Annotated in this window: 24 protein-coding genes, 1 pseudogene and 2 CRISPR repeat arrays; of the genes and pseudogenes, 21 read left to right on the top strand and 4 right to left on the bottom strand. The window is 40.7% G+C overall.

Annotation, left to right across the window (positions count from 1 at the left end; translation table 11 throughout):
- Positions 1-213: 213 nt before the first annotated feature.
- The 7 genes from QGT46_RS01120 to QGT46_RS01090 all read left to right on the top strand — a co-directional run bounded on the left by QGT46_RS01120 (position 214) and on the right by QGT46_RS01090 (position 7,459).
- Positions 214-789: a helix-turn-helix domain-containing protein gene (locus QGT46_RS01120; protein WP_024728359.1), complete on the top strand. Its 576-nt coding sequence runs from the start codon at positions 214-216 to the stop codon at positions 787-789.
- 209 nt (positions 790-998) lie between these two features.
- A CRISPR array of direct repeats spans positions 999-2,009; the repeat unit is 30 nt; unit sequence GATAAACAATAACAAGAGTTGTATTGAAAT.
- Between the two features lie 110 nt (positions 2,010-2,119).
- Positions 2,120-2,443 carry a hypothetical protein gene (locus QGT46_RS01115; protein ID WP_148460123.1) on the top strand — a complete coding sequence of 108 codons (324 nt, stop codon included), beginning with the start codon at positions 2,120-2,122 and terminating at the stop codon, positions 2,441-2,443.
- Between the two features lie 227 nt (positions 2,444-2,670).
- Entirely contained in the window at positions 2,671-3,642 is a 972-nt protein-coding gene (locus QGT46_RS01110; protein ID WP_024728357.1) for a leucine-rich repeat domain-containing protein, read from the top strand.
- Between the two features lie 11 nt (positions 3,643-3,653).
- Positions 3,654-4,973: a VWA-like domain-containing protein gene (locus QGT46_RS01105; RefSeq protein WP_148460124.1), complete on the top strand. Its 1,320-nt coding sequence runs from the start codon at positions 3,654-3,656 to the stop codon at positions 4,971-4,973.
- Positions 4,963-6,438 carry an ATP-binding protein gene (locus QGT46_RS01100; RefSeq protein ID WP_024728355.1) on the top strand — a complete coding sequence of 492 codons (1,476 nt, stop codon included), beginning with the start codon at positions 4,963-4,965 and terminating at the stop codon, positions 6,436-6,438. The genes QGT46_RS01105 and QGT46_RS01100 overlap by 11 nt, the downstream gene beginning before the upstream one ends.
- Before the next feature lie 116 nt (positions 6,439-6,554).
- Entirely contained in the window at positions 6,555-6,941 is a 387-nt protein-coding gene (locus QGT46_RS01095) for a hypothetical protein (protein WP_024728354.1), read from the top strand.
- A 14-nt stretch (positions 6,942-6,955) separates the two neighbouring features.
- The gene (locus QGT46_RS01090; protein WP_148460125.1) at positions 6,956-7,459 is read left to right on the top strand and encodes an O-acetyl-ADP-ribose deacetylase; all 504 of its coding nucleotides are present in this window, start codon (positions 6,956-6,958) and stop codon (positions 7,457-7,459) included.
- Here QGT46_RS01090 and QGT46_RS01085 read toward each other — a convergent pair.
- The gene (locus tag QGT46_RS01085; protein WP_148460126.1) at positions 7,456-8,121 is read right to left on the bottom strand and encodes a Crp/Fnr family transcriptional regulator; all 666 of its coding nucleotides are present in this window, start codon (positions 8,119-8,121) and stop codon (positions 7,456-7,458) included. The genes QGT46_RS01090 and QGT46_RS01085 overlap by 4 nt on opposite strands.
- Positions 8,122-8,445: 324 nt before the next feature.
- Between QGT46_RS01085 and rd the strand changes: the two genes are divergently transcribed.
- From rd to QGT46_RS01050, 7 genes are all read left to right on the top strand, one after another.
- Positions 8,446-8,604: a rubredoxin gene (gene rd / locus QGT46_RS01080; RefSeq protein WP_009289014.1), complete on the top strand. Its 159-nt coding sequence runs from the start codon at positions 8,446-8,448 to the stop codon at positions 8,602-8,604.
- 175 nt (positions 8,605-8,779) lie between these two features.
- Positions 8,780-9,283, top strand: coding sequence for a Cys-tRNA(Pro) deacylase (gene ybaK / locus QGT46_RS01075; RefSeq protein WP_024728351.1), 504 nt, complete (start codon positions 8,780-8,782; stop codon positions 9,281-9,283).
- Positions 9,276-9,833, top strand: a complete 558-nt coding sequence (locus QGT46_RS01070; protein WP_024728350.1) for a beta-class carbonic anhydrase — start codon at positions 9,276-9,278, stop codon at positions 9,831-9,833. Before ybaK ends, QGT46_RS01070 begins: the two co-directional genes overlap by 8 nt.
- A gap of 3 nt (positions 9,834-9,836) precedes the next feature.
- On the top strand, positions 9,837-10,202 hold the full coding sequence (gene crcB / locus QGT46_RS01065; RefSeq protein ID WP_024728349.1) for a fluoride efflux transporter CrcB: 366 nt from the start codon (positions 9,837-9,839) through the stop codon (positions 10,200-10,202).
- 42 nt (positions 10,203-10,244) lie between these two features.
- Positions 10,245-10,628 carry a DUF6512 family protein gene (locus QGT46_RS01060; protein WP_301589166.1) on the top strand — a complete coding sequence of 128 codons (384 nt, stop codon included), beginning with the start codon at positions 10,245-10,247 and terminating at the stop codon, positions 10,626-10,628.
- Between the two features lie 15 nt (positions 10,629-10,643).
- Positions 10,644-10,847 (top strand): hypothetical protein, encoded by a 204-nt coding sequence (locus QGT46_RS01055; protein WP_024728347.1) that lies wholly within the window; start codon positions 10,644-10,646, stop codon positions 10,845-10,847.
- A gap of 16 nt (positions 10,848-10,863) precedes the next feature.
- Complete coding sequence (locus QGT46_RS01050) at positions 10,864-11,037, top strand: DUF4250 domain-containing protein (RefSeq protein ID WP_081723878.1); 174 nt, start codon at positions 10,864-10,866, stop codon at positions 11,035-11,037.
- A gap of 213 nt (positions 11,038-11,250) precedes the next feature.
- A CRISPR array of direct repeats spans positions 11,251-12,386; the repeat unit is 30 nt; unit sequence GATAAATAAAAACAAGTGTTGTATTGAAAT.
- 244 nt (positions 12,387-12,630) lie between these two features.
- Here QGT46_RS01050 and QGT46_RS01045 read toward each other — a convergent pair.
- Positions 12,631-13,738, bottom strand: a pseudogene (locus QGT46_RS01045) (IS256 family transposase).
- Positions 13,739-13,903: 165 nt separating this feature from the next.
- Between QGT46_RS01045 and QGT46_RS01040 the strand changes: the two are divergent.
- The 6 genes from QGT46_RS01040 to QGT46_RS01010 all read left to right on the top strand — a co-directional run bounded on the left by QGT46_RS01040 (position 13,904) and on the right by QGT46_RS01010 (position 19,710).
- Positions 13,904-14,254, top strand: a complete 351-nt coding sequence (locus tag QGT46_RS01040; RefSeq protein WP_148460265.1) for a sigma-70 family RNA polymerase sigma factor — start codon at positions 13,904-13,906, stop codon at positions 14,252-14,254.
- Complete coding sequence (locus tag QGT46_RS01035; RefSeq protein WP_148460267.1) at positions 14,251-14,493, top strand: helix-turn-helix domain-containing protein; 243 nt, start codon at positions 14,251-14,253, stop codon at positions 14,491-14,493. The genes QGT46_RS01040 and QGT46_RS01035 overlap by 4 nt, the downstream gene beginning before the upstream one ends.
- Before the next feature lie 423 nt (positions 14,494-14,916).
- Entirely contained in the window at positions 14,917-15,033 is a 117-nt protein-coding gene (locus QGT46_RS01030) for an integrase DNA-binding domain-containing protein (protein ID WP_095142954.1), read from the top strand.
- 503 nt (positions 15,034-15,536) lie between these two features.
- Positions 15,537-17,423, top strand: a complete 1,887-nt coding sequence (locus QGT46_RS01020) for a beta-glucoside-specific PTS transporter subunit IIABC (RefSeq protein ID WP_148460264.1) — start codon at positions 15,537-15,539, stop codon at positions 17,421-17,423.
- A 14-nt stretch (positions 17,424-17,437) separates the two neighbouring features.
- Positions 17,438-18,847, top strand: a complete 1,410-nt coding sequence (locus QGT46_RS01015) for a glycoside hydrolase family 1 protein (RefSeq protein WP_148460263.1) — start codon at positions 17,438-17,440, stop codon at positions 18,845-18,847.
- Between the two features lie 35 nt (positions 18,848-18,882).
- A complete protein-coding gene (locus QGT46_RS01010; protein ID WP_148460262.1) occupies positions 18,883-19,710 on the top strand; it encodes a PRD domain-containing protein in 828 nt (275 codons plus the stop codon).
- 511 nt (positions 19,711-20,221) lie between these two features.
- Here the strand turns inward: QGT46_RS01010 and QGT46_RS01005 are convergent.
- Entirely contained in the window at positions 20,222-20,401 is a 180-nt protein-coding gene (locus tag QGT46_RS01005; protein ID WP_270431975.1) for a hypothetical protein, read from the bottom strand.
- A 308-nt stretch (positions 20,402-20,709) separates the two neighbouring features.
- Positions 20,710-20,925, bottom strand: coding sequence for a hypothetical protein (locus tag QGT46_RS01000; protein WP_301589155.1), 216 nt, complete (start codon positions 20,923-20,925; stop codon positions 20,710-20,712).
- Between the two features lie 253 nt (positions 20,926-21,178).
- Here QGT46_RS01000 and QGT46_RS00995 point away from each other — a divergent pair, with 253 nt between their 5' ends.
- Positions 21,179-21,883 carry an ABC transporter ATP-binding protein gene (locus QGT46_RS00995; protein ID WP_024728341.1) on the top strand — a complete coding sequence of 235 codons (705 nt, stop codon included), beginning with the start codon at positions 21,179-21,181 and terminating at the stop codon, positions 21,881-21,883.
- Positions 21,884-21,892: the final 9 nt, after the last annotated feature.

Below are 21,892 nucleotides of genomic sequence, written 5' to 3'. Positions count from 1 at the left end.
GGGGTCTTCTCAAAATCGGTCAATGGATTTATGCTGTCTGTCTGCCTGATGAATGGATGAAGGCTGCAGGGCCATTTTTGGCCCGAAAAGGACATGTCAAATCTATTTTACATGCTGAAAAAACGAGGATGTCAAACACTTTTGATAGAAAATCTGAATCTCAATCGATATAATGTCGATACAACATAAAACACAAGCAGGAGGAATAAGAAAATGGAGTTCAGCAAACAAATAAAGAAATACAGGCTTGATTCAAATCTCTCACAGGATGAATTGGCAGAGAAGGTATACGTCACACGGCAGACAATTTCAAATTGGGAAAACGGTAAGAACTATCCCGACGTAAAAAGTCTGCTTCTGCTGAGCACTCTTTTTCATATTTCTCTTGATACCTTAGTGAAAGGAGATTTGGAAGAGATGAGAGAACAGATTAAAGCAGAGGATATTAAAAAATGGAATCGTGACAGTTTCATCTTCGGTTTGCTTCTCGTAGCAACAGCAGTGCTGGCAGTACCGCTTTCTTTCTATGGAGACGTGGTCGGAATCGTGATCTGGTTAGTAATTTTCGGCTGTGCAATTTATTATGCAAGCCGCGTTGAGAAACAGAAGAAGACACATGATATTCAGACGTATAAAGAGATCATGGCTTTTACGGAAGGAAAAAAACTCGATGAAATAGAGAAATACCGGGAGTCCGGAAAACGGCCGTATCAGAAATTACTGCTGGCAGTCTGCGCAGGACTGCTGACATTGGCAGTTTCAGCGGCAATGATCTTTCTAGTACAATAGGGAAGTTTCATAAATTTTTCTAAAAGAATTGTTCAATTTCCCAACCGGTAAATTCTATGAGTACGTAGAAACCGCATAAAACTGCGGGTTAGAGATCATTTTTAAGACAAAACTGAAAAACTGCTGCCGGTTGGGAAAAAATAAGGGAAACGTTGATTTTATCAGGGAAAATGACTATAATGAAAATAAAGAATGGCGGAAATACGTTGGATAAACAATAACAAGAGTTGTATTGAAATAAGGTTACCGGCGCATTGGAAACGGCCAAGGATTGGTGATAAACAATAACAAGAGTTGTATTGAAATGAAAAAGAAGCCTACAACATGAGCACAACTCTTACCGATAAACAATAACAAGAGTTGTATTGAAATTTAAAGACGTTCGCAAAAAAGTTTGCAAAAGCCGCTGATAAACAATAACAAGAGTTGTATTGAAATAAAAGAAAAGCGAGAATTAAAATCCGCATAGGAAAAGATAAACAATAACAAGAGTTGTATTGAAATTAATAAATTTCCATTCCAAAATCCTCCGATCTGTGATAAACAATAACAAGAGTTGTATTGAAATTACTCTCACAATCGGGATATGAAATAATATTTTCTGGATAAACAATAACAAGAGTTGTATTGAAATTACAAAAAGATCTTGGAATCCTCGACGACTTCGGAGATAAACAATAACAAGAGTTGTATTGAAATTGCGAAACCAAACTATTAAGCCTTGTGTTATCTTCGATAAACAATAACAAGAGTTGTATTGAAATGGTTAGTATCCATAGTAGAAATTCTAGTCTGATTTGATAAACAATAACAAGAGTTGTATTGAAATTCTCCTTTTGTCATAAAATTCATAATTCCACATACCGATAAACAATAACAAGAGTTGTATTGAAATCTTCTATATTACGCAACTGCACAACACATACAGTGATAAACAATAACAAGAGTTGTATTGAAATGATTTTGGAGAACGGAGAACTGAGCTGGTAAACTTAGATAAACAATAACAAGAGTTGTATTGAAATTTCATTTAAAATAGTTGTTACTCTTAGCACTCGAGATAAACAATAACAAGAGTTGTATTGAAATGTGTTTCCAGTTGTGCTGCCGTTGCATTTTCCGGCAGATAAACAATAACAAGAGTTGTATTGAAATATTAATACTTTCATTTTTGTAAAGAGGCTTACAGCGATAAACAATAACAAGAGTTGAATATTGAAGCCTCTCGTTTTTTACTTTTACATTATAACTGCTATTATGGTTAAGGGAATTTGTCTTACTGCCCTTGAACAAAGTGTAATTACAGTTTACAGGAGGGAAGTGCGCAACAATGATATCATTTTTAATATGGTTATTTGTAGGTCTTTCATTTATTATTCTTGGCATTTATGCTTTCAACGCAAAGAAGGAAGTTGCGTTTGGCTTTTGGGCGAATGCAGAAGTTTTTCCTGTAAATAATGTAAAATCATATAACTGCGCGATGGGTAAATTATGGTGTGTCTTCGGTTTAATTCTAATTGTTTTGGGGCTGCCCCTTTTAAAAAAGCAAAATTCTCCATTTATTCTGTTTTCAATTTTAGGAGTCATGGCAGAGGCTATTGTGACTATGGCTGTCTATGTGACAGTGATAGAGAAAAAATATCGTAAGAAATGAATATCCCATAGCTACTTAATCCGGCATGTCCGGATTTTTATTTTGTACATCTTTATAATGCTTTTTAATTGGGAAATTGTTTCAGTCAAAAACTGAAATTGCTGGACAGGCCGTACTTCAGTAAATAACATATCAGATCACCCCAAAATAAGGCTGTTTTCTTTTTTTTCTTATGTAGTATAATAGGACTGTAATTATCAGACAAATTTGCGGAAAGGATGGACGCAATGGGACTTACCCTTTATTACCGGAAAGAAAAGAGAGGTCTTAAACTGATCCGCTGTTATGGAAATGACGGCATTGTATCATTTCCGGACACTGTGGGCGGACAGCCTTTTAAAATACTAGGAGACTATGCATTTTCCCAGTGGAAGAAACAGGAAGAGGAAGATGTAGAAATATATGACGTAACAGATAACAAATTTTTTGACGATAAAAGTGAACTGCTCTGCGGGAACATGATTGAAATGGTATATTTACCTAATGAAATAGAGGAACTGGGTAAATATGCTTTCTACGGATGCAGCAATCTTAAAAAACTGACTTTTTCAGATGCACTGAAAGTCACCGGAACCGGAGTGTTTAACGGATGCAGGCTCCGTCATGTGGAGATTTTCTGCAATAAAGGGAAAAGCACGTGTCTTAAAGATATCGTCGGAGAAATACGATATGAGCTGTATGCCGACCTGCATTACTGTACAGAAGCTGGGCCCGTAAAGACAGCAAAGCTGGTCTTTCCCGAATTTTATGAAGAGGCGGTAGAAAATACTCCGGCAAGGATCATTGAGAAATATTTTAATGGGTCGGGCTATAAGTATCGTCAGTGCTTTCAGAAAAGGGAAGTGGACTATCAGGCCTATGACCAGCTGTTTTCCGTTGCAGTGATAGAAGAACGGCCGGAGCTGGTATCGGAAATTGCCGTCCGACGGCTCAGATATCCATATGAACTGAGTGAAAAAGCAAAAAAAGAGTATACAACATATGTAAAAGACCGTGCAAAGAATATTGCAAAAGGATTTGTCAAACAACGTGATATGGAAGCACTGCGGTTCTTATCTAAGGAGGGTCTCTGGAATGAGAAGGCGATGGAAGCGGCTATAGAGCAGGCATCCTCACAGAAAGACGGAGAGATCATGAGTTTTCTGATGAATGAAAAGCAGCGCCTGTTTCCTCCGAAAAAGAAAATTTTTGAGTTATAGTTAGGAGAAATATGCAGAAAGAAACAGAAAAAGCAGAGAGGCTTGCCGAAGCCGGAAAGCAGATCCTCATGGCTTCAAGAGATGAACTTTATCTGCACATGAGGTTCATGGATCTGGCATTGAGCAGCTTTTTTTATATATGCCATGCAGACGCAGAGAGAATCGCCTCTGACGGCAGGGTTATATACTTTCATCAGGGGTATCTGGCAAAGTTGTATGCACAGGACAGAAGAATGGTGAACCGGATGTATCTCCATTTGGTACTGCACTGCCTTTTTCATCATCTGACCGGACAGAAAAACAGGGAAAAAGAATTGTGGGACATCAGCTGTGATATTGCTGTCGAATCCGTGATCGACCAGTGGAAGACCGCGTCGGTTTCTTTATATGGCACTGTGTTCCGAAAAGATATTTATAAACGTCTCAGGAAAGAACTGAAGGTGCTGACGGCGGAAGGCATCTACAAAAGGATCAAGGAATGGGAGCTTACAGAACAGGAAATAAAGCGCATCGGGGAAGAGTTTGTCATGGACAGCCACAGCTTCTGGCCGGCGAAAGACCAGCCAAAGATGCAGCAGGAGATCCGGAACCAGTGGCAGGACATCAGTGAAAAGATGGAACTGGATATGGAGACATTTTCCCAGGAGATGTCTGCGGACGCGGGAGATATGGTCCGGCAGATGCAGATCGAAAACAGGGAGAGGTATGATTACCGGGAATTTCTGAAAAAATTTGCGGTGCTGAGAGAGGAAATCGGTGTGGACGAGGATTCTTTTGACTATGTGTTCTACACCTACGGGCTTCGTATGTACGGAAACATGCCGTTAGTGGAGCCACAGGAGTGGAAAGAAGTAAAAAAAGTAGAAGAATTTGCGATCGTCATTGATACCTCCATGTCCTGTTCCGGTGAACTGGTAAAGAAGTTTTTGGAAGAGACCTATGGCATTTTAAAGGAAGAAGAAACATTTCTTAAAAAGGTTAATATCCATATCATACAATGTGATGAAAAAATCCAGAAAGATAAAAAGATCCGTGATAAAAAAGAGCTGAAAGAATATATGGAACATTTGGAGCTCAAAGGGGAAGGCGGTACAGACTTCCGCCCGGCATTTGAGTATATAGTAAAGCTCATGGAAGAAGGAGAATTTTACAGTCTCAAGGGAGTTTTGTATTTTACAGACGGGCAGGGGATTTATCCGAAGAAAAAGCCGCCGTTTGAGACTGCTTTTATTTTCATGGAAGAAGAATACGAGGATGCCCACGTACCGCCGTGGGCGATGAAACTGATTGTTTGCGAAGAAGAGTTTGAAGGAGAAGATTATGGACATTAAACGTGCGAAACAGGAAATTAAAGATTCTGTGGAAGCGTATTTAAATAAAAATGAGTACGGGGAATACCGGATACCGGCGTTGAGACAGAGGCCGATTCTTTTGATGGGGCCTCCCGGGATCGGAAAGACACAGATTATGGAACAGATTGCAAAGGAATGCGGCATTGGGCTGGTAGCTTATACGATCACCCATCACACAAGACAGAGTGCCGTTGGGCTTCCGTTCATTAAAGAAAAAACCTATGGAGATGTCACATATTCCGTGACAGAGTATACTATGAGCGAGATCATAGCTTCGGTATATGAAAAAATAGAACAGACCGGTCTTGAGGAGGGCATCTTATTCATTGATGAGATCAACTGCGTCTCTGAGACGCTGGCGCCCACCATGCTGCAGTTTTTGCAGTGCAAGACCTTTGGAAATCAGAAGGTACCGGAGGGATGGGTCATCGTGGCGGCTGGGAATCCACCGGAATACAATAAGTCTGTCAGGGAGTTTGATGTGGTGACATTGGACAGGATCAAACTGATCGATGTGGAAGCAGACTATGATGTCTGGAAGGAATATGCATACAGAGCAGGAATCCATCCTGCTGTCATGGCTTACCTTGAGATCCGGAAAAATCATTTTTACAGGATGGAGACAACAGTAGACGGAAAAGCCTTTGTGACTGCCAGGGGATGGGAGGATTTGTCCGACTTTATGAAGGCGTACGAAGGACTTGGAAAAACTGTTGATCGGGATGTGATTTATCAGTATATCCGGCATTTAGGGATTGCCAAAGAGTTTGCAAATTATTTGGAACTTTACAGAAAATACAGAAAGGACTATAAAATTGACGAGATCCTCGAGGGTTCTTTCACGGAAGACATGCTGGAGAAACTGAAATTTGCTCCGTTTGACGAGCGGCTCAGCATTGTCCATCTGCTGAACGGAAAATTAAATGAGTTTTTCATGGAATATGCGAAAACAGATGCCTATGTAAGCGAGCTTTTTTCATGGCTGAAAGACTACATGGAGCATGAGTCTATGCAGGAAACACATAAAAAAGCTGAGTCAGAATTTCAGAAGAGAAAGAAAGCCGAGCAGATTGCGAAGGAGGAAGAACATATATGGAAGAAGGTCATCGGGAGACTGGAAACTTACCTTGAAAATTTGAAGAAAGAGAAACCGCAGGATGAGCCGAAAGCGGTTCGAAGCTGGTTTAAGGCAGAGACAGAAAGCAGGGAGCAGCTGGTGGAGAAGATATCGGATGCCCTTCTTTATGCCTTTGATTTCATGGAGGCAGCCTTCGGGGACGGACAGGAAATGGTGGTCTTTGTCACGGAGCTGAATGTGAATTATTACAGTGTCCGATTTATTAAAGAAAACGGCTGTGATCCTTATTATAAATATAATAAAGGCCTCCTTTTTGACGAAAGACAGGAAGGGATTCTTGAACAGATCAAAGACGCGGTGAGATAAGGATTTTAGATTTACAAAGACCTGAAAGCAAGTTAAACTAGAGATATAAAGCAATGGAAGACAGCCGGGAAAGTGCAGAACAGATCAGCAGTTATGCAGAGGAAAGGAGCCTTTTTATGAACAAAGATTTAAAATATGAGAATTATCTGACACAGCCGAATTCGCTCCCTTTTGAGGAAGCTATGGAGATTTATGAGGCAATCCTTCAGAATTCGCCGGAGGATGACGAAGAGTTTGAAGAATTTTGGGAATTGGCTCTGAGTGCAATGACTGTCTATGCGGACCTCCGGGCAAATTGGAAGCAGATCAGGAAAGGTCAGCGGGACAATGACGGAAGGACGAGAAAGCATGATAATGTCATACACACATTGAATCTTCTGAGCGGCATGATGGAGCAGAGAGGGCTGGATGTTTCATGGAGAAAGCAGCTCGGTGACCAGAGAAAACGGATTGGAGATTTTGCCTGCTATGTAGCTATGCTTTACGGTTTATCTGCGCGCTAGAAAGGATATGAAAAATGGAGATAAAGATAACCCTAGGTGATATCACGAAGGTTCCGGCAGATGCCATAGTCAATGCCGCCAATCCGACGCTTTTGGGCGGAGGAGGTGTGGACGGTGCCATCCATGCGGCGGCCGGACCCGGACTTTTGGCGGAGTGCCGCACTTTGGGCGGATGTGATACCGGAGACGCCAAGATCACAAAGGCTTACAGCCTCCCGGCCAGGTACGTAATCCATACGCCGGGACCGGTGTGGAGAGGCGGAGACGACTGCGAGGAAGAGCTTTTGGCAGGCTGTTATGAGAGCTGTCTTAAGCTGGCCTCAGAGCATGGATGCAGGCATGTGACCTTTCCGTCCATCAGCACGGGCCTGTTCCGGTTTCCGCTCTCAAAGGCTGCGCCGATTGCGGTGAGGACCATAAAAGAATTCTGCGGAAACAAAGATGATTTTGACTGCATTGAATTCATCTGTTTCGACGAAAAGACAAAAAAAGTATATGAAACTGCGCTGGAAGATTAAACACCCGCAGTATGCTCCGGGAGAAGGCGGACCATTCTTTTTTCAGAGGAAAGGATGCCGTCTTCTTTCATTTTTTTCAGCTCCCGCATCATTGCACTCCGGTCTACGGACAGATAATCCGCCAAATCTGACATGGTAAACGGGATATGAAAAGAACTGGATTTCTGCCGCAGGGATTCCTGCATGAAATAACAATATAGCTTTTCACGGATGGTGCGCTTGCTCAAAACCTCGACTCTCTGGCTGAGACTCATAGTTTTTTGAGATATCAGCCAGGTGACATTCTGGATCAGCCGGATATGGCAGGCACAGGCATTAGTGCAGGGCTTCATGAGAGACTCATAATCGATCATGAGTACCCTGCATTCGGTATCACACTTCAGGTGAATATCTTCATACTCTTCAGAATGAAAAGCCAGAATTTCACCAAATACACTGTTTGTCTCCAGCTTCTCTAAAATGGTCCGGCTTCCGTTGAATTCATAGCGCAGGACGGAAGCAGTGCCGGAGAGAAGAATGCCCATGACAGGTTTTTGAGAAGAAAAATGATGGATCATTTCACCGGAAGAAAACAGTTTTTCCTCTGAGTGAAAACAGTTCAGCATTTCCAGGCAGTCCCTCGATGTGATATCTGTGAACAGCGGATTTTCATTGTACTGCATAAAAAAACCTCCTTTTTTTTAAATATGGCATATAAATGTTGCAAATGCAACAGTAAAAATCATGGGCAGCATGGTATACTTACGTCACAGATGAAAGATAATATGATACCAGGGTCAAAAGGGCATGCGTTTCATGTTTGCATGAAAAAGCATGACTTTGGGATCCATAAAACATCAGAAAGTAGCCCAATTAGGGCGGATTTCGAATGTTTTTAGGATTGTGGGAGCACAAAATGCGGAACAATCCGTAGGTATCTGGGGGTCAAAATACCTTTTGACCCCTACATCACAATATAAATAAGTTAATAGATGGAGGTAACAACAATGAAAAAATATCTTTGCGAACCATGCGGCTATGAATACGATCCGGCAGAAGGTGATCCGAGTCAGGGAATCGAACCGGGAACTGCTTTTGAGGATCTTCCGGAAGATTGGGTCTGCCCGATCTGCGGCCTTGGAAAAGATGTATTTGTAGAAGCTTAAATTTTTCTTTAGTATAGTACTCATTATAACCGGAGTTGAAAACGTCCCGCAGATTTTTGCGGGACGTTTTTTTGCTCAGGAGCTGTATGCCGCCTTTCGGCCCCTATTGTCCTGCTGAAAAAATGTGATATAATAGACAGCAACATACATTCTATGAATGTTGGGAGGAAGGAACATGGCAAAAAAAGAGCCGAAGACCAATGCGATGAGGATTTTGGAGAAAGAAAAAATCAGGTTTGAGATCCATCGCTACGAATGTGAAGAATTTACTGACGGGGTGGCCATTGCGGATATGCTTGGACAGCCCTATGATAAGGTGTTTAAGACGCTGGTCACGGAGGGAAAGAGCAGGCAATATTTTGTGTTTGTCATTCCCATTGCCGAGGAGCTGGACTTAAAAAAGGCAGCTAAAGCCGTGGGCGAAAAATCAGTGGAAATGATTCACGTAAAGGATATAAACAAAGTCACAGGCTACATAAGAGGCGGCTGCACCGCCATAGGGATGAAAAAGGCCTACCGCACTGTGGTGGATGAGAGCGTGAAGAATCTGGAGACACTTATCGTCAGCGGCGGAAAGCGGGGAACACAGGTGGAGCTTAATCCTGCAGATTATTTGAGAGCCTGTAAGGGAAGCACGGCGGATTTGATAAAAGACAAGAGAGGACGAAAAAATGATTGAAGATATTTTGGAATATAACAAGGTATTTGTGAAAAATAAGATGTATGAACAGTACAAGACAAGCAAATATCCGGACAAAAAGATTGCGATCTTAACCTGTATGGATACCAGGCTTACGGAACTGCTTCCGGCAGCCCTTGGTTTAAAAAACGGGGATGTAAAGATCATTAAAAATGCCGGAGGAGTCACCAATCATTTGTTTGGAAGTGTGGTGAGAAGTCTTTTAATTGCAGTCTATGAATTGGGGATCGAGGAGGTCATGGTCATCGGCCATACAGACTGCGGTGTTGGGCATATGAACAGCGATGGCATGATCCAGCACATGATCGACCGGGGGATAGAAGAAGACAAGATTAATTTCATCAGACACTGCGGCATTGATTTTGATTCCTGGCTTGCAGGATTTGACTGTGTTTCCGACTCTGTCAATGAGACTGTGGAACTTCTGCGCACGCATCCGCTGATTCCGGACGACATTAAGATATTCGGGTATGTGATGAATACGGATACCGGAGAGATTATGACAACAGAAGAATTCAAAGGAGAATAATACATGATTCAGTGTGTATTTGTAGGTCTGGGAGGATTTCTCGGCGCAGTCTTCCGCTATCTTCTTGGGTTGATCCCGGTATCGGCGCAGATAAGGATTCCTGTGGTCACTTTGGGGATTAATGTACTGGGAGCATTTGTGATTGGCATGATCGCCGGGTGGACGGGAAAGATACCGGCCCAAAATCCCAATCTGATCCTGTTTTTAAAGACTGGACTCTGCGGAGGATTCACTACATTTTCTACGTTTGCTCTTGAGACAGGGACCCTTGTCTCAGAGGGAAGAGTGAGTGAAGGTATTTTATATGTCGTACTGAGTGTGCTGTTTTCTGTCCTTGTGGTTTTTGCTGGACGGGCCGTTGCAGGATGAGAACCAAAAGTTTGCATATACTATCCCAAAGGAGGGATGGTTATGACTAGAACCAAAAAGTTTATCCTTGGAGGCATTCTGTTTACGGCTGTGGTGGGCAGCCTCTGGCATTTTATCTATGACTGGATTGGAAGACCGGAATTTCTCTGGTGGTTGTTTCCGGTCAGCGAAAAAGTGGAGGAGCACTATAAGCTTTTAATTTATCCGAATCTGATCTATGGCCTTCTGATGTTTCGGTTTATGTACAGGCATATCAGATATTACTGGCTCCGCCTGGCCGTGGGGACCGGTTTGGGCTGTGTGGCTATCAGAGGATTGTTTGACGCATATACCGCCGTGTTAAAGAAAGATATGCTGATCATGGATTTATTCGTATTTGCCGTCAGTATATTGGTATCCTATGCATTCTTCTTAAAAAGGAGTTAAAGGAGGTGCCTGCTTATGAAGCTGTATTATTGTGACCGGGAGCAGGGGACAGAGACGTTGATTGCCGAAGCGCAGGAAGATAAAGAAATATGGAGAGCCATGGAACGCTGGTTGACGGAACATGGCTTTGGGCTGATTTATGTGATTCATCATATTGAAAAACAAAAGATTTATTACGAATTTGGAAAAGAACACTGCTTTTTTTTGGTTGTGACATAAGTAAGGAGGAAAAGAAATGCTGCCGAATGATCCGGTGATACTGTTAAGCTACATCAACACACAGCTCAGGGACTATTATGACAGTTTCGAGGAACTGTGCAAGAGTCTGTGTGTGGACTCAGGGGAGATCAGTGCAAAACTTTCGGGTATCGGTTATGAATATCATCCTGAGACAAATCAATTTAGATAGTGGAGAATAAAGGCTGCCGGATGGGCGGCTTTTATTGGTTTTCCCAACCTGAAAAAGATACGAAATGCCGGGAGACCGCTTAAAATGGCGGTTGGTAGCCGGTTTGAAAGAAAATGCCGGAAAAACAGAAACGGTTGGGAAAAATTCAGAGAAACGTTGAATTTATCAGGAAAAATGACTATAATGGAAATAAGGAATGGCGGAAATACGTTGGATAAATAAAAACAAGTGTTGTATTGAAATCGGCATATGACCGTCTGACAAGCCGGTGTAACGGGATAAATAAAAACAAGTGTTGTATTGAAATGGAAGGTAGACGCATGTTTTATGAATCTTGTCTCGATAAATAAAAACAAGTGTTGTATTGAAATTATGTTGAGAACTGTGAAACATCCGCAGTGGGCAGGGATAAATAAAAACAAGTGTTGTATTGAAATCAGGGACAACGTCCAGTGGCTTGTGGACTACTACAGATAAATAAAAACAAGTGTTGTATTGAAATCCAGTTCCAAGGAAGCCAGTCCCATCCCGTATCTACATGATAAATAAAAACAAGTGTTGTATTGAAATGTTTTTAAAAGAGAAAGTTTATTTTTGCACTCCTCGATAAATAAAAACAAGTGTTGTATTGAAATTAGCGCCATCCCCGCGCTTAATCTGGACACCCGGGATAAATAAAAACAAGTGTTGTATTGAAATTTATAGCTGCTACAAATAGACAGGACAGGCTGGACGATAAATAAAAACAAGTGTTGTATTGAAATCCACAATACGGTGTTTCCTCTCCGTTTGTAATTTTGATAAATAAAAACAAGTGTTGTATTGAAATTAGAAATAGATTGGTAATTTATAAAGGAGAAATCAGATAAATAAAAACAAGTGTTGTATTGAAATTGGTATATAGGACTCTGGAATATAGGTTCTTGCCCGATAAATAAAAACAAGTGTTGTATTGAAATCCTAAAGTGTAAGGCAGTGAAAAAAAATAAAAAGCGATAAATAAAAACAAGTGTTGTATTGAAATCGGTGATTTTTCTGAAAAGTATCTGCAACATCCAAGATAAATAAAAACAAGTGTTGTATTGAAATGACAATAATCATAATCATCATAATCGACTTCATAGATAAATAAAAACAAGTGTTGTATTGAAATGCGGAATATAACGGTGGAATATTGCAGCCAACCAGATAAATAAAAACAAGTGTTGTATTGAAATATCGGACAAGGAATTATGCAGGCTGCGCCAGCGCTTGATAAATAAAAACAAGTGTTGTATTGAAATTTGCTTTTCCAAGGTTCGTGTAAGAGCTTGTCATTGGATAAATAAAAACAAGTGTTGTATTGAAATCTGTAATTTGCCCTTCTAGTGCCATCCGTCTTACATGATAAATAAAAACAAGTGTTGGTCCTATGTCAAGATTTAGTACAAGTTAAAAGAGACTATAAAAAAGTCTGTAAATAAGATTCTTCGATGATAATGAAGGGCGAAAGTCTTGAACAACAGGCTTTTCGCCCCTGCTTTATATATAACAGTTACAAAAAACATGTCAACAGCAGGCGGTAAATCCGCCCGTTTTTAGGCCGTCTTTGAATTAATCTGGAAGTCGTCCCTCGTACATGATCCGTAACTCCCCATACACCTGTGCCCAGTTCCGCATCGTTACAGTCCATTTCTTTGTAGCCTCAAATGTCGCTAAATACAGTGCTTTCAACAGCGCCGTATCACTTGGGAATACGCTTCTCTGGCGGTTCAGCTTCCGATAGGTGGAATTCAGTGATTCTATGGCATTGGTTGTGTATATCACCTTCCTGACGGTTGCTGAAAACTTGAAGATGGGAGAAACAGCATCCCAGTTGTCCTTCCAGCGTTTCATCGAATTCGGATATTTGGGTGTCCATTTCTCTGTCACACGTTCAAGGGCTGCAAGGGCCTTCTTTTCATCCGATGCCTGATAGATCGTCTTTAAATCTGCAGCAAACGCCTTCCTGTCCTTATCTGGAACATATTTTAAGGTATTTCTCACCTGATGGACGATGCATCTTTGATATTCCGTTTTCGGGAATGCTGCAGCAATGGCCTCCTTTATTCCGGTAAGACCATCCGCACAGATGATCAGGATGTCTTTTACACCACGGTTTTTCAGCTCATTCAATACAGACAGCCAATATTTTGAACTTTCATTCTCTCCAACATGGATTGTAAGTACCTCTTTCTTCCCTTCCGCATTAATCCCAAGAATGACATAGGCGGCAAGTTTACGGATCATTCCATTGTCACGGACAGAATAGTGGATGGCATCAATATATAGGATTGGATAGACCTCATCCAGCGGCCGGTTTTGCCAGTCTTCGATCTGGGGCAGGATCTTGTCTGTGACATCAGAGATAAATCCTTTCGAGGTTTCAAAGCCGTAGATCTCCTCCATGGTTTCTGATATCTGCCGGGTCGTCATTCCTTTTGCATACATGGAAATGATCTTTTGGTCAATATCAGAAATGTCTTTCTGCCGTTTTTCACCACTTGTGGTTCAAAAGTAGATTTCCGATCTTGCCCTTGATGGTTCCGCCAAGGAGAGCTTTTAGGGCATCTTGAATGTCTTCAGCAGTTTGGATATCGTATTCCTCCAGGAGCTGATGGATTATGCTGCGTTTCCCTTCCGTCATTTGTACTCTGTGTACGGGTTTCTTTTCTCTTGCCATAATAAAAGGCCCTCCTATGATTTTTATTTTATCATAGAAGAACCTTATGAGTTCTATTTTACAGAAAAAGTTTCACACTCTCAGTTAAAATGAGAAATTTATCCTCATCTTAACTTGTACTAAATCTTGACATAGGACCAGTTTGATTGCCTTACGAAAAAAGTCATGAAAGGAGCAGCGTTGAAGTATAAACGTGATATTTCAAGACGCTTGCAACATGAAGTTCCATTCTCTGAAATTTCGGATTTGGAATTGAATAAGGCTGGCATTTATGACAGATATTCCAGCGATTATACAGCGTTCAATCTTCTTGGCATGGAAGTCCAAGTATCTGACGACCAGTTAAGCAAAGCACTCAAATGTTTACCAGAGAAAAAACGCAATATCATTTTGTTGTCATACTTTATGGATATGTCTGACGCAGAAATCGGAGAGCTTATAAACGTGTTACGCACCACTGTTTGCCGTCACAGGACAAGTATTCTGGAAGAATTAAGAAAAATGATGGAGGAATAACCGCGGATAACAACCAGAGACACATACCCTTTGCTGTGATTGTGGCGGCTACCGATGGTGATGAAGCTGCCATACAGAAAATCTTAAAATTCTATGATGGGTACATATCAAAGTTGAGCTTACACCAGTTGTATGACGAATATGAAAACGTCTTCATGGTGGTGGGTTCTGAATTGAAAGGCAGAATACAGGCGGCGGTCATGGATATGATTGCAAACTTTGAGATTATTGTAATTTAACCATTCTGATGGGCGGAGCCCCCTTTTTTTGCTCCACTTGTCAATCTATGAAAGTCCATTATTCAGATAGTGGTTTTTCATAGACTGGCAATCACAGTCAAGAGTTCTTTGACAACTGAATAAAGCAGATAGATACGTTCGATATGCAGCGAGCCAGCGGAAATTGCACGCCATGACCTTTTGAGATAAAGTGAGCGATTCCTGTAATGTTCCGCAGGCAACTGTTGGAAAGGTTGCAGCTATGACCTGTATATCTGGATAATGATACACCCGTATGACACGGTTCACCCATCAGAATGGGAAAGGTGAAAGTCCTGTGGAGCTTGCCAGAGTAAAAAATCATTGATTCTCTGGTCGTAATATGATGAAAAAAGCCGAAAATATGGTATAATATACATATATCGTATTACGGCTCATTCCAGTATGGAAAGGAGCTTTATATCATGTCAGAGAAAAGACGGAAGATACGCATACAAATACATGGACGCAAACGGTAAACCGCAATTCGTGTACGTTTGGAAATTAACTGCTGAGGACTGACTGACAATCTGGATTTTGAAATCAGGATAATCAATGTAGACCATCAGCTATTGAAAGATTCGCAGGTTGGCTACTACGTTGAAACTCCAAAAACAAAAAACGTCGGTAAAGCCCATAAATACAGGCTAAACCGACATTTGCCAACTTATGAAAAGATAATCAAAAATTTATATAGTTTTTAAGAAGCAACAATGTAGGAAAAAGCCTAAAAATAAGGATTTAGTGCTTGATATAATGGGAAGAAAATCAGTTAGACAGGAATATGTGAAAAGTGACCAAAATACCTAAGGGATTTTTGTATAAATTCATACTTGCATATGGATAAAAAATTTGTTACTATATCGCTGTTGAAAAAAGAATAGCTATGGCTGTTACTGGTAATGCAGGCAAGACCAAGTTTGGAATAGAGTCTTAGATAAGGCTTTATTGCTGCTTGGTCTTTTTTTGTATAAACGAGTCCGCGGTTGTTTATACAGAGAGGAAAAAAGAAAAGGAGAGTTTTTATGGATTACAAGGCATTAGGCCATGAGTTAATTAAGCTAGTGGGAGGAAAAGATAATATCAGCAGACTGACACACTGTGCAACCCGACTGCGATTTGAATTTTACGACAAAAATAAAGTAGATTTAAAAAGGATTGAAAATACACCTGGAGTAATCAACGTCGTAGATAAAGGAGGACAATTTCAGGTTGTCATCGGAAATGAGGTCCAGACTACGTTTCGCGTGATTGTAGATGAAATGGGAGATCAGGCAGCTTCTAATGGAAAAGAGGAAAAGAAAGAAGACAAGGGAAGCATAGTTAACAGAATTATCAGTGTGATCTCTACAACCTTTACTCCTGTCATTCCGGCATTAATCGGAGGAGGTATGATGAAAGCAGTCCTTTCTATTTTAGTACTGCTGAATCTGGTTGATACAACTGGCACTACTTATGGAATCATTAATTTTATCTCAGATGCTCCATTTTATTTCATGCCGGTCCTTTTAGCATATGGAGCTGCAATTAAATTTAACTGCAGCCCTATTCTCGCTATGACTATGGCTTGTGCCTTGCTTCATCCAACCTGGAGCGGTTTCGTGGCAGCAGGGGAAGCAATCAGTTTCTTTGGAATTCCGGTCACTCTGGTAGATTATTCCTATTCTGTGATTCCTATTATTTTAGGTGTATGGATTCTGTCTTATGTAGAAAAATTTGCAGAGAAATATTCTCCATCTATAATCAAATTTTTTATAAAACCGTTGATTATTATGTTTGTCTCAATTCCAATTGGTTTATTGATTGTTGGGCCATTTGGTAATCTGTTAAATGATATGGTACAGGCAGGAGCAGATTTTATTAATGGAAAAGCAAGCTGGCTGATTCCAATGCTGATGGGTGCTTTCCAACCATTCCTTGTTCTGACAGGAACAGCCTGGGCTATGACACCAATTGCAACAGTGCAGATTACAAATGTAGGATTTGAGACAGTCAACGGTCCTGGTATGCTGGCATCAAACATTGCACAGGGTGCTGCTGCACTGGCTGTTGCAGTAAAAACAAAAAATAAACAGTTAAAACAGTTGGCATCTTCTTCCGGTTTTACAGGTGTAATGGGTATTACAGAACCTTGTCTTTATGGAGTGAATCTGAAATTAAAACGTCCATTTATTGCTTCTATGATCGGCGGTGGAATCGGTGGAATCTATGCAGGTCTTTCCGGACTGGTTCGATACTCTTTTGTCTCTCCGGGACTGGCAGCAATTCCGGCATTTATTGGGGAAAATCCAATGAATGTGGTACATGCATTGATTACAATTGTTATCTCTTTTGCAGCAGGTTTTGCGGCATCCTGGATTCTTGGATTTGATGATCCTGAAGAGGAGAGTCCGGTGAAGGATAACATTTCTTCTGAATCAGAAAAATTGCAGGATGTTACTGTAAAGAGTGAAATAAAAGGTGAGATTGTCTACGCGCCAATCAAAGGAAGAGTGATTCCATTAGAAGAAGTTCCTGATGAAGTATTTTCCAATGGCATTTTAGGAAAAGGAGCTGCGATCGTACCGGAGGAAGGATGTGTTTATGCACCTTTTGATGGAAAAATTGCTTCTGTTTTTGATACAAAACATGCTATTTGTTTAGTAAGTGATGATGGAATGGAACTCTTGATCCATGTTGGAATTGATACTGTAAATCTGGAAGGAAAACCATTTACTGCAGTTAAGGATGCTGGAGACAGGATCAAAAAGGGAGAAAAACTGCTGGAATTTAATATAGAAGAGATTAAAAAAGCAGGATATGAGACAGTGACTCCTGTATTGGTTGGAAACACAGACAACTATAAAGAGATTGTTCCAATCAGAGAAGGAGAAATTAATCCGACAGAAGAATTCATTCATGTAATAGCATAAAGGGTGTAAGAAAAATGATTTATAATACTAAAACGAATTTTCCTGAAAATTTTTTATGGGGAGCTTCAACCTCTGCCTATCAGGTAGAGGGAGCTGTCCTGGAGGATGGAAAAAGTCCTTCTATTATTGATATGTATGAACATCCAAAAGATACAGCGGGTTTTCGAATAGCCAGTGATCATTATCACCGCTATAAAGAGGATATTCAGTGGTTTGCCAAAATGGGGCTTAAGGCATATCGTTTCTCCATTGCCTGGACCCGGATTTTACCGGAAGGTACAGGGAAAATCAATCAGCCGGGAGTGGATTATTATAAAAATATCATTGCCGAATGTCGAAAATATAAAATAGAGCCTGTTGTAACCATGTATCATTTTGATCTGCCCTATTGTCTGGAAGAACAGGGTGGATGGAATAAACGGGAAACTGTAGATGCTTTTGTAGAGTATGCCAGGGTTTTGTTTGAAATCTACGGCAGAGAAGTTACTTACTGGCTTACAATTAATGAACAAAATACAATGATTTTGCATCCGGGAGCAATCGGCTTGCCAAAAGGAGGCACTCTTCCTACCAAAAAGGAGCTTTACCAGCAAAATCATCATATGATGCTGGCGCAGGCCAGAGTTATGAAGCTGTTTCATAAAATGGTGCGGAATGGAAAAATTGGACCGGCTTTAAATCTTACTGCTATGTATCCTGCTTCATGCAGACCGGAAGATGCAATCGCTGCCCATAACTGGGTGTCGATTCGGTGCTGGAACTTCGCTGATGTCCCTGTGTTTGGAACCTATCATCCACTGGCGTTTTCTTATATGAAAGATCGGGGAATCGCTCCTGAGATTTTGCCAGGAGATATGGAAATTCTAAAAGACGCAGATCCGGATTTTATTGCTATGAATTATTATTCTACCGCTACCATTGGAGCAAGCAGAAATGATAGTTCTGATGTGGCCGCGCGGGCAGGAGACCAGCAGATTATGCTGGGAGAACAGGGGGTATACAGACCGGAAGAAAATCCCTATGTGGATAAAACAAAATATGGATGGGTAATCGATCCTGTAGGCTTCCGTTACACCTTAAGAAAGGTATATGAGCGTTATCATCTTCCTATTCTGGTAACAGAAAATGGAATCGGAGCACCGGATATTCTGGAAGATGGGAAAATACATGATGATTATCGAATTGATTTTCTGAAAAAGCATTTAATTCAGATGAAACTGGCCATTGCAGACGGAGTAGAAATGATTGGATATTGTCCGTGGGCAGCGATTGATGTCGTCAGTACTCATCAGGGATATAAGAAAAGATATGGTTTTATCTATGTGGACAGAGAGGAATTTGACTTAAAGGAGATGAAACGGTATCCGAAAGATAGTTTTTTCTGGTATCAGAAAGTGATTGCCGAAAACGGGAAAAGCCTGTAGAATAGGAAAAAAGACGTATAAAAGGAACGAAGAACATGATTGTGAAAAAGATATTAAATAACAATTTGATATTGGTATCCGATGAAAAGGGAAGAGAGCATATCGTCATGGGCAGAGGGCTTCGCTTTACCAATACTGTGGGCAAGGAATTGGTAGAGTCGGACATAGAGAAAGTATATGTATTAAAAGAAGAAAATACAAAAAATTACATGAGTCTTTTGGAAGAAGCACCCAAGGAGTACGTAGAAACAGTTCAGGAAGCAGTTCGTCTTGCAAATCTGTGGTCGGAAAAAGAATTAAATGAACAGCTTTTTGTTACCTTGTTTGATCATTTGATTTATGCTCTGGAAAGATATAACAATCATATTGTGCTTCAAAACAGGATGCTTTGGGAAATTAAACAGTTTTATCCAAAGGAATATCAGGTCAGTGAAAGAGTATTAGCCTTTTTAAATAAGGAGCTGTCCATTGAACTTCCGGAGGAGGAAGCAGGGAATATTGCTTTTCATCTTGTAAATGCTCAGTCGGGACAGAAAGATATGGGCAATACAATTCTGGGAATCAAAATGCAGAAAAACATTTTTAATATTATCCAGATGACTTTTCAGAAGAAATTAGATGTTAATTCTATGAATTATACACGTCTGGTCATTCATATCCAGTTTTTCCTTCAAAGACTATTTGAAGATAAAATGCTGGATGACCAGGGCGTGATGTTTTACGAACATATCAAAGAAAAACTGCCAAAAGAATTAAGTTGTGCAAGACAGATACAACGATATATCGAAAGCACCATTCAAAAAACCATAACGGAAGAAGAAATAGGGTATCTGGCAGTTCACATCTCAAGGGTGATATCATAAAAGAAAGCAGGAGTATTCAAATTGGATACTCCTTATTTTTTACAGAAATAAATCATTCTTTATAGAGATAAAATAATTAAGTCATTTGTTAATTTAAACCTATATATAGTCAGGTTACGTGTAATGCATCAGACCAATAATATTCACCATTTTCCTCATCATCTGTGAAATCCCAAAATGAATCAGTTCCAAAGCCAATAACGCGTGTATCTTGTTGACATCAAAAGCATGTATGAATGCCTGTAATAACATAAATATTATCACAAATAATACCATTGGCAGGTAAAATCCATTTTTTAAACCGCATGTAGTGTTTTTTACTAGAAAGACGGATTGCTTTTGGCGAGTTAAGATGAGGATAAATTTCTCATTTTAACTTGTACTAAATCTTGACATAGGACCAAAATAAAAACAAGAGTTGTACTAGAATTATTTTTACAATAAATAGAAATCATTATAAGGCATTGAGCTTCTTTAATTTCATAAGAAACTCAAAACGTTTTGCAACGCTCTACATACTCAATGCTACCTCTACGATATATTTGTCATAATCGTAAAATTGCATAACACACTGGCCCCAAGGATATTCTTTGATTCCATGGAGAAACTCCAGTTTCACTCCGACCAATTCCTCGTAGTTGGACTGCAGAGACGGGCCATTTTCAAAAGAAACATGAACCTCCAGATCCATTTCTACCGTTTGTCCATTACCTTCTCATAAAAATTATTTGATCTTTCCATGTCAGACACCTAAATCAACGTACTGCCGTATATCATATTTTCTCCTTTCTGCTTTGTACCTACATTATAGATCAGAATTTGGCAATCTCGCTGTAAAAATGGGACATCTCACGACGGCATTCCTGTGGAGAAATTTTGCATACAGATTTAAAATCGTGGATAAAGTTAGGCAGATCATAAAACCCGGATAAATTACAGGCATTGGTGATGCTGTATTGATGCGGACCAGGCTGGAAAAAATGCATATAAACCGGCCGATCATTCTGGTCTCATCACATGAACATACCAGAGTTGCGTACCCATGGGGATGACGGTGTAATGATTTGAGATCATGTCATTGCCGGGGAAGGTAACAGTGCAACTTGAAATCCAATCCCGCAGTGCCGGATGAGGAAGGAGATACATATAATCTTCTCCTTTTTCCAGAACACGATGAGGTTCACGATAAAATTTCAGGCCATCTTTAGTGATCATAAGCTGCCAGTCCTTTCAAAATTTATATACCAGACATACGTTTTATAGACTTCGTCATAACATATCAAATGATGTTGGGGTCAAAATATATTTTGACCCCTGGATACCTGCGGATTGTTCCGCACTTTGTGCTCCCACAATCCTAAAAACATGAGAAATCCGCCCTCATCGGGCTGCAGCAGCGCATTTAGGTATTAATTTGGGCAAAAATATGTTAAAATTTATGTATCTCGGATAGCGGAGGGAACTGCATATGGATGGTTTTATTCGGTTGGAAGAAGTGAGGAAAATATATCAGACGGGACAGGTCGTTACCAAGGCCGTGGATGGGATTAATTTTACCATCAGTGAGGGAGAATTTGTCGTTATCATAGGAGCCAGCGGCGCCGGAAAGACGACGATTCTGAATATTTTGGGAGGGATGGACACAGTCACCTCCGGTTCTGTTTTTGTAGATGGAAATGATATCGCAAAGTATTCAAGGAGACAGCTGACCCAGTACCGGAGAAATGACATCGGATTTGTATTTCAGTTTTACAATCTGGTGCCCAACCTGACGGCGCTGGAAAATGTGGAGCTGGCCCTTCAGATCAGCAAAAATCCGCTGGATGCGGAGCAGATTCTCTCGGATGTGGGACTCTCTGAGCGCCTGTCTAATTTCCCTGCCCAGCTTTCCGGAGGAGAACAGCAGCGGGTTTCCATTGCCAGGGCCCTCGCCAAAAATCCAAAGCTCCTGCTCTGCGATGAGCCAACCGGGGCGCTGGACTATAAGACAGGAAAGTCTATTTTGAAACTCTTGCAGGATACATGCCGGGAGAGAAATAAGACCGTGATCGTCATCACTCACAATCTTGCGATCGCCCCGATCGCAGACCGTGTAATCGAGATCAAGAGCGGAAAAGTACATGACATGTGGATCAATAAGGAACCTAAATCGGTAGACACGATAGAATGGTAGGTGGGTCAC

The organism is Anaerostipes faecis, from assembly GCF_910574135.1.
GTDB classification, from domain to species: domain Bacteria; phylum Bacillota; class Clostridia; order Lachnospirales; family Lachnospiraceae; genus Anaerostipes; species Anaerostipes hominis.
The sequence above is the reverse complement of the archived record's forward strand: the minus strand, read 5'-3'. Positions and strand labels throughout refer to the sequence as shown.

Bases quoted from the DNA above. Each gene is read 5' to 3' on its own strand.
- QGT46_RS01090 (WP_148460125.1), top strand. From the start codon at position 6,956: ATGGAGATAAAGATAACCCTAGGTGATATCACGAAGGTTCCGGCAGAT.
- QGT46_RS01105 (WP_148460124.1), top strand. From the start codon at position 3,654: ATGCAGAAAGAAACAGAAAAAGCAGAGAGGCTTGCCGAAGCCGGAAAG.
- rd (WP_009289014.1), top strand. From the start codon at position 8,446: ATGAAAAAATATCTTTGCGAACCATGCGGCTATGAATACGATCCGGCA.
- QGT46_RS01060 (WP_301589166.1), top strand. From the start codon at position 10,245: ATGACTAGAACCAAAAAGTTTATCCTTGGAGGCATTCTGTTTACGGCT.
- QGT46_RS01085 (WP_148460126.1), bottom strand. From the start codon at position 8,121: ATGCAGTACAATGAAAATCCGCTGTTCACAGATATCACATCGAGGGAC.
- crcB (WP_024728349.1), top strand. From the start codon at position 9,837: ATGATTCAGTGTGTATTTGTAGGTCTGGGAGGATTTCTCGGCGCAGTC.
- QGT46_RS01110 (WP_024728357.1), top strand. From the start codon at position 2,671: ATGGGACTTACCCTTTATTACCGGAAAGAAAAGAGAGGTCTTAAACTG.
- QGT46_RS01020 (WP_148460264.1), top strand. From the start codon at position 15,537: ATGGATTACAAGGCATTAGGCCATGAGTTAATTAAGCTAGTGGGAGGA.
- ybaK (WP_024728351.1), top strand. From the start codon at position 8,780: ATGGCAAAAAAAGAGCCGAAGACCAATGCGATGAGGATTTTGGAGAAA.
- QGT46_RS01005 (WP_270431975.1), bottom strand. From the start codon at position 20,401: ATGGATCTGGAGGTTCATGTTTCTTTTGAAAATGGCCCGTCTCTGCAG.
- QGT46_RS01010 (WP_148460262.1), top strand. From the start codon at position 18,883: ATGATTGTGAAAAAGATATTAAATAACAATTTGATATTGGTATCCGAT.
- QGT46_RS01070 (WP_024728350.1), top strand. From the start codon at position 9,276: ATGATTGAAGATATTTTGGAATATAACAAGGTATTTGTGAAAAATAAG.
- QGT46_RS01000 (WP_301589155.1), bottom strand. From the start codon at position 20,925: ATGATCACTAAAGATGGCCTGAAATTTTATCGTGAACCTCATCGTGTT.
- QGT46_RS00995 (WP_024728341.1), top strand. From the start codon at position 21,179: ATGGATGGTTTTATTCGGTTGGAAGAAGTGAGGAAAATATATCAGACG.
- QGT46_RS01100 (WP_024728355.1), top strand. From the start codon at position 4,963: ATGGACATTAAACGTGCGAAACAGGAAATTAAAGATTCTGTGGAAGCG.
- QGT46_RS01055 (WP_024728347.1), top strand. From the start codon at position 10,644: ATGAAGCTGTATTATTGTGACCGGGAGCAGGGGACAGAGACGTTGATT.
- QGT46_RS01115 (WP_148460123.1), top strand. From the start codon at position 2,120: ATGATATCATTTTTAATATGGTTATTTGTAGGTCTTTCATTTATTATT.
- QGT46_RS01015 (WP_148460263.1), top strand. From the start codon at position 17,438: ATGATTTATAATACTAAAACGAATTTTCCTGAAAATTTTTTATGGGGA.
- QGT46_RS01095 (WP_024728354.1), top strand. From the start codon at position 6,555: ATGAACAAAGATTTAAAATATGAGAATTATCTGACACAGCCGAATTCG.
- QGT46_RS01120 (WP_024728359.1), top strand. From the start codon at position 214: ATGGAGTTCAGCAAACAAATAAAGAAATACAGGCTTGATTCAAATCTC.
- QGT46_RS01040 (WP_148460265.1), top strand. From the start codon at position 13,904: ATGAAAGGAGCAGCGTTGAAGTATAAACGTGATATTTCAAGACGCTTG.
- QGT46_RS01030 (WP_095142954.1), top strand. From the start codon at position 14,917: ATGGAAAGGAGCTTTATATCATGTCAGAGAAAAGACGGAAGATACGCA.
- QGT46_RS01050 (WP_081723878.1), top strand. From the start codon at position 10,864: ATGCTGCCGAATGATCCGGTGATACTGTTAAGCTACATCAACACACAG.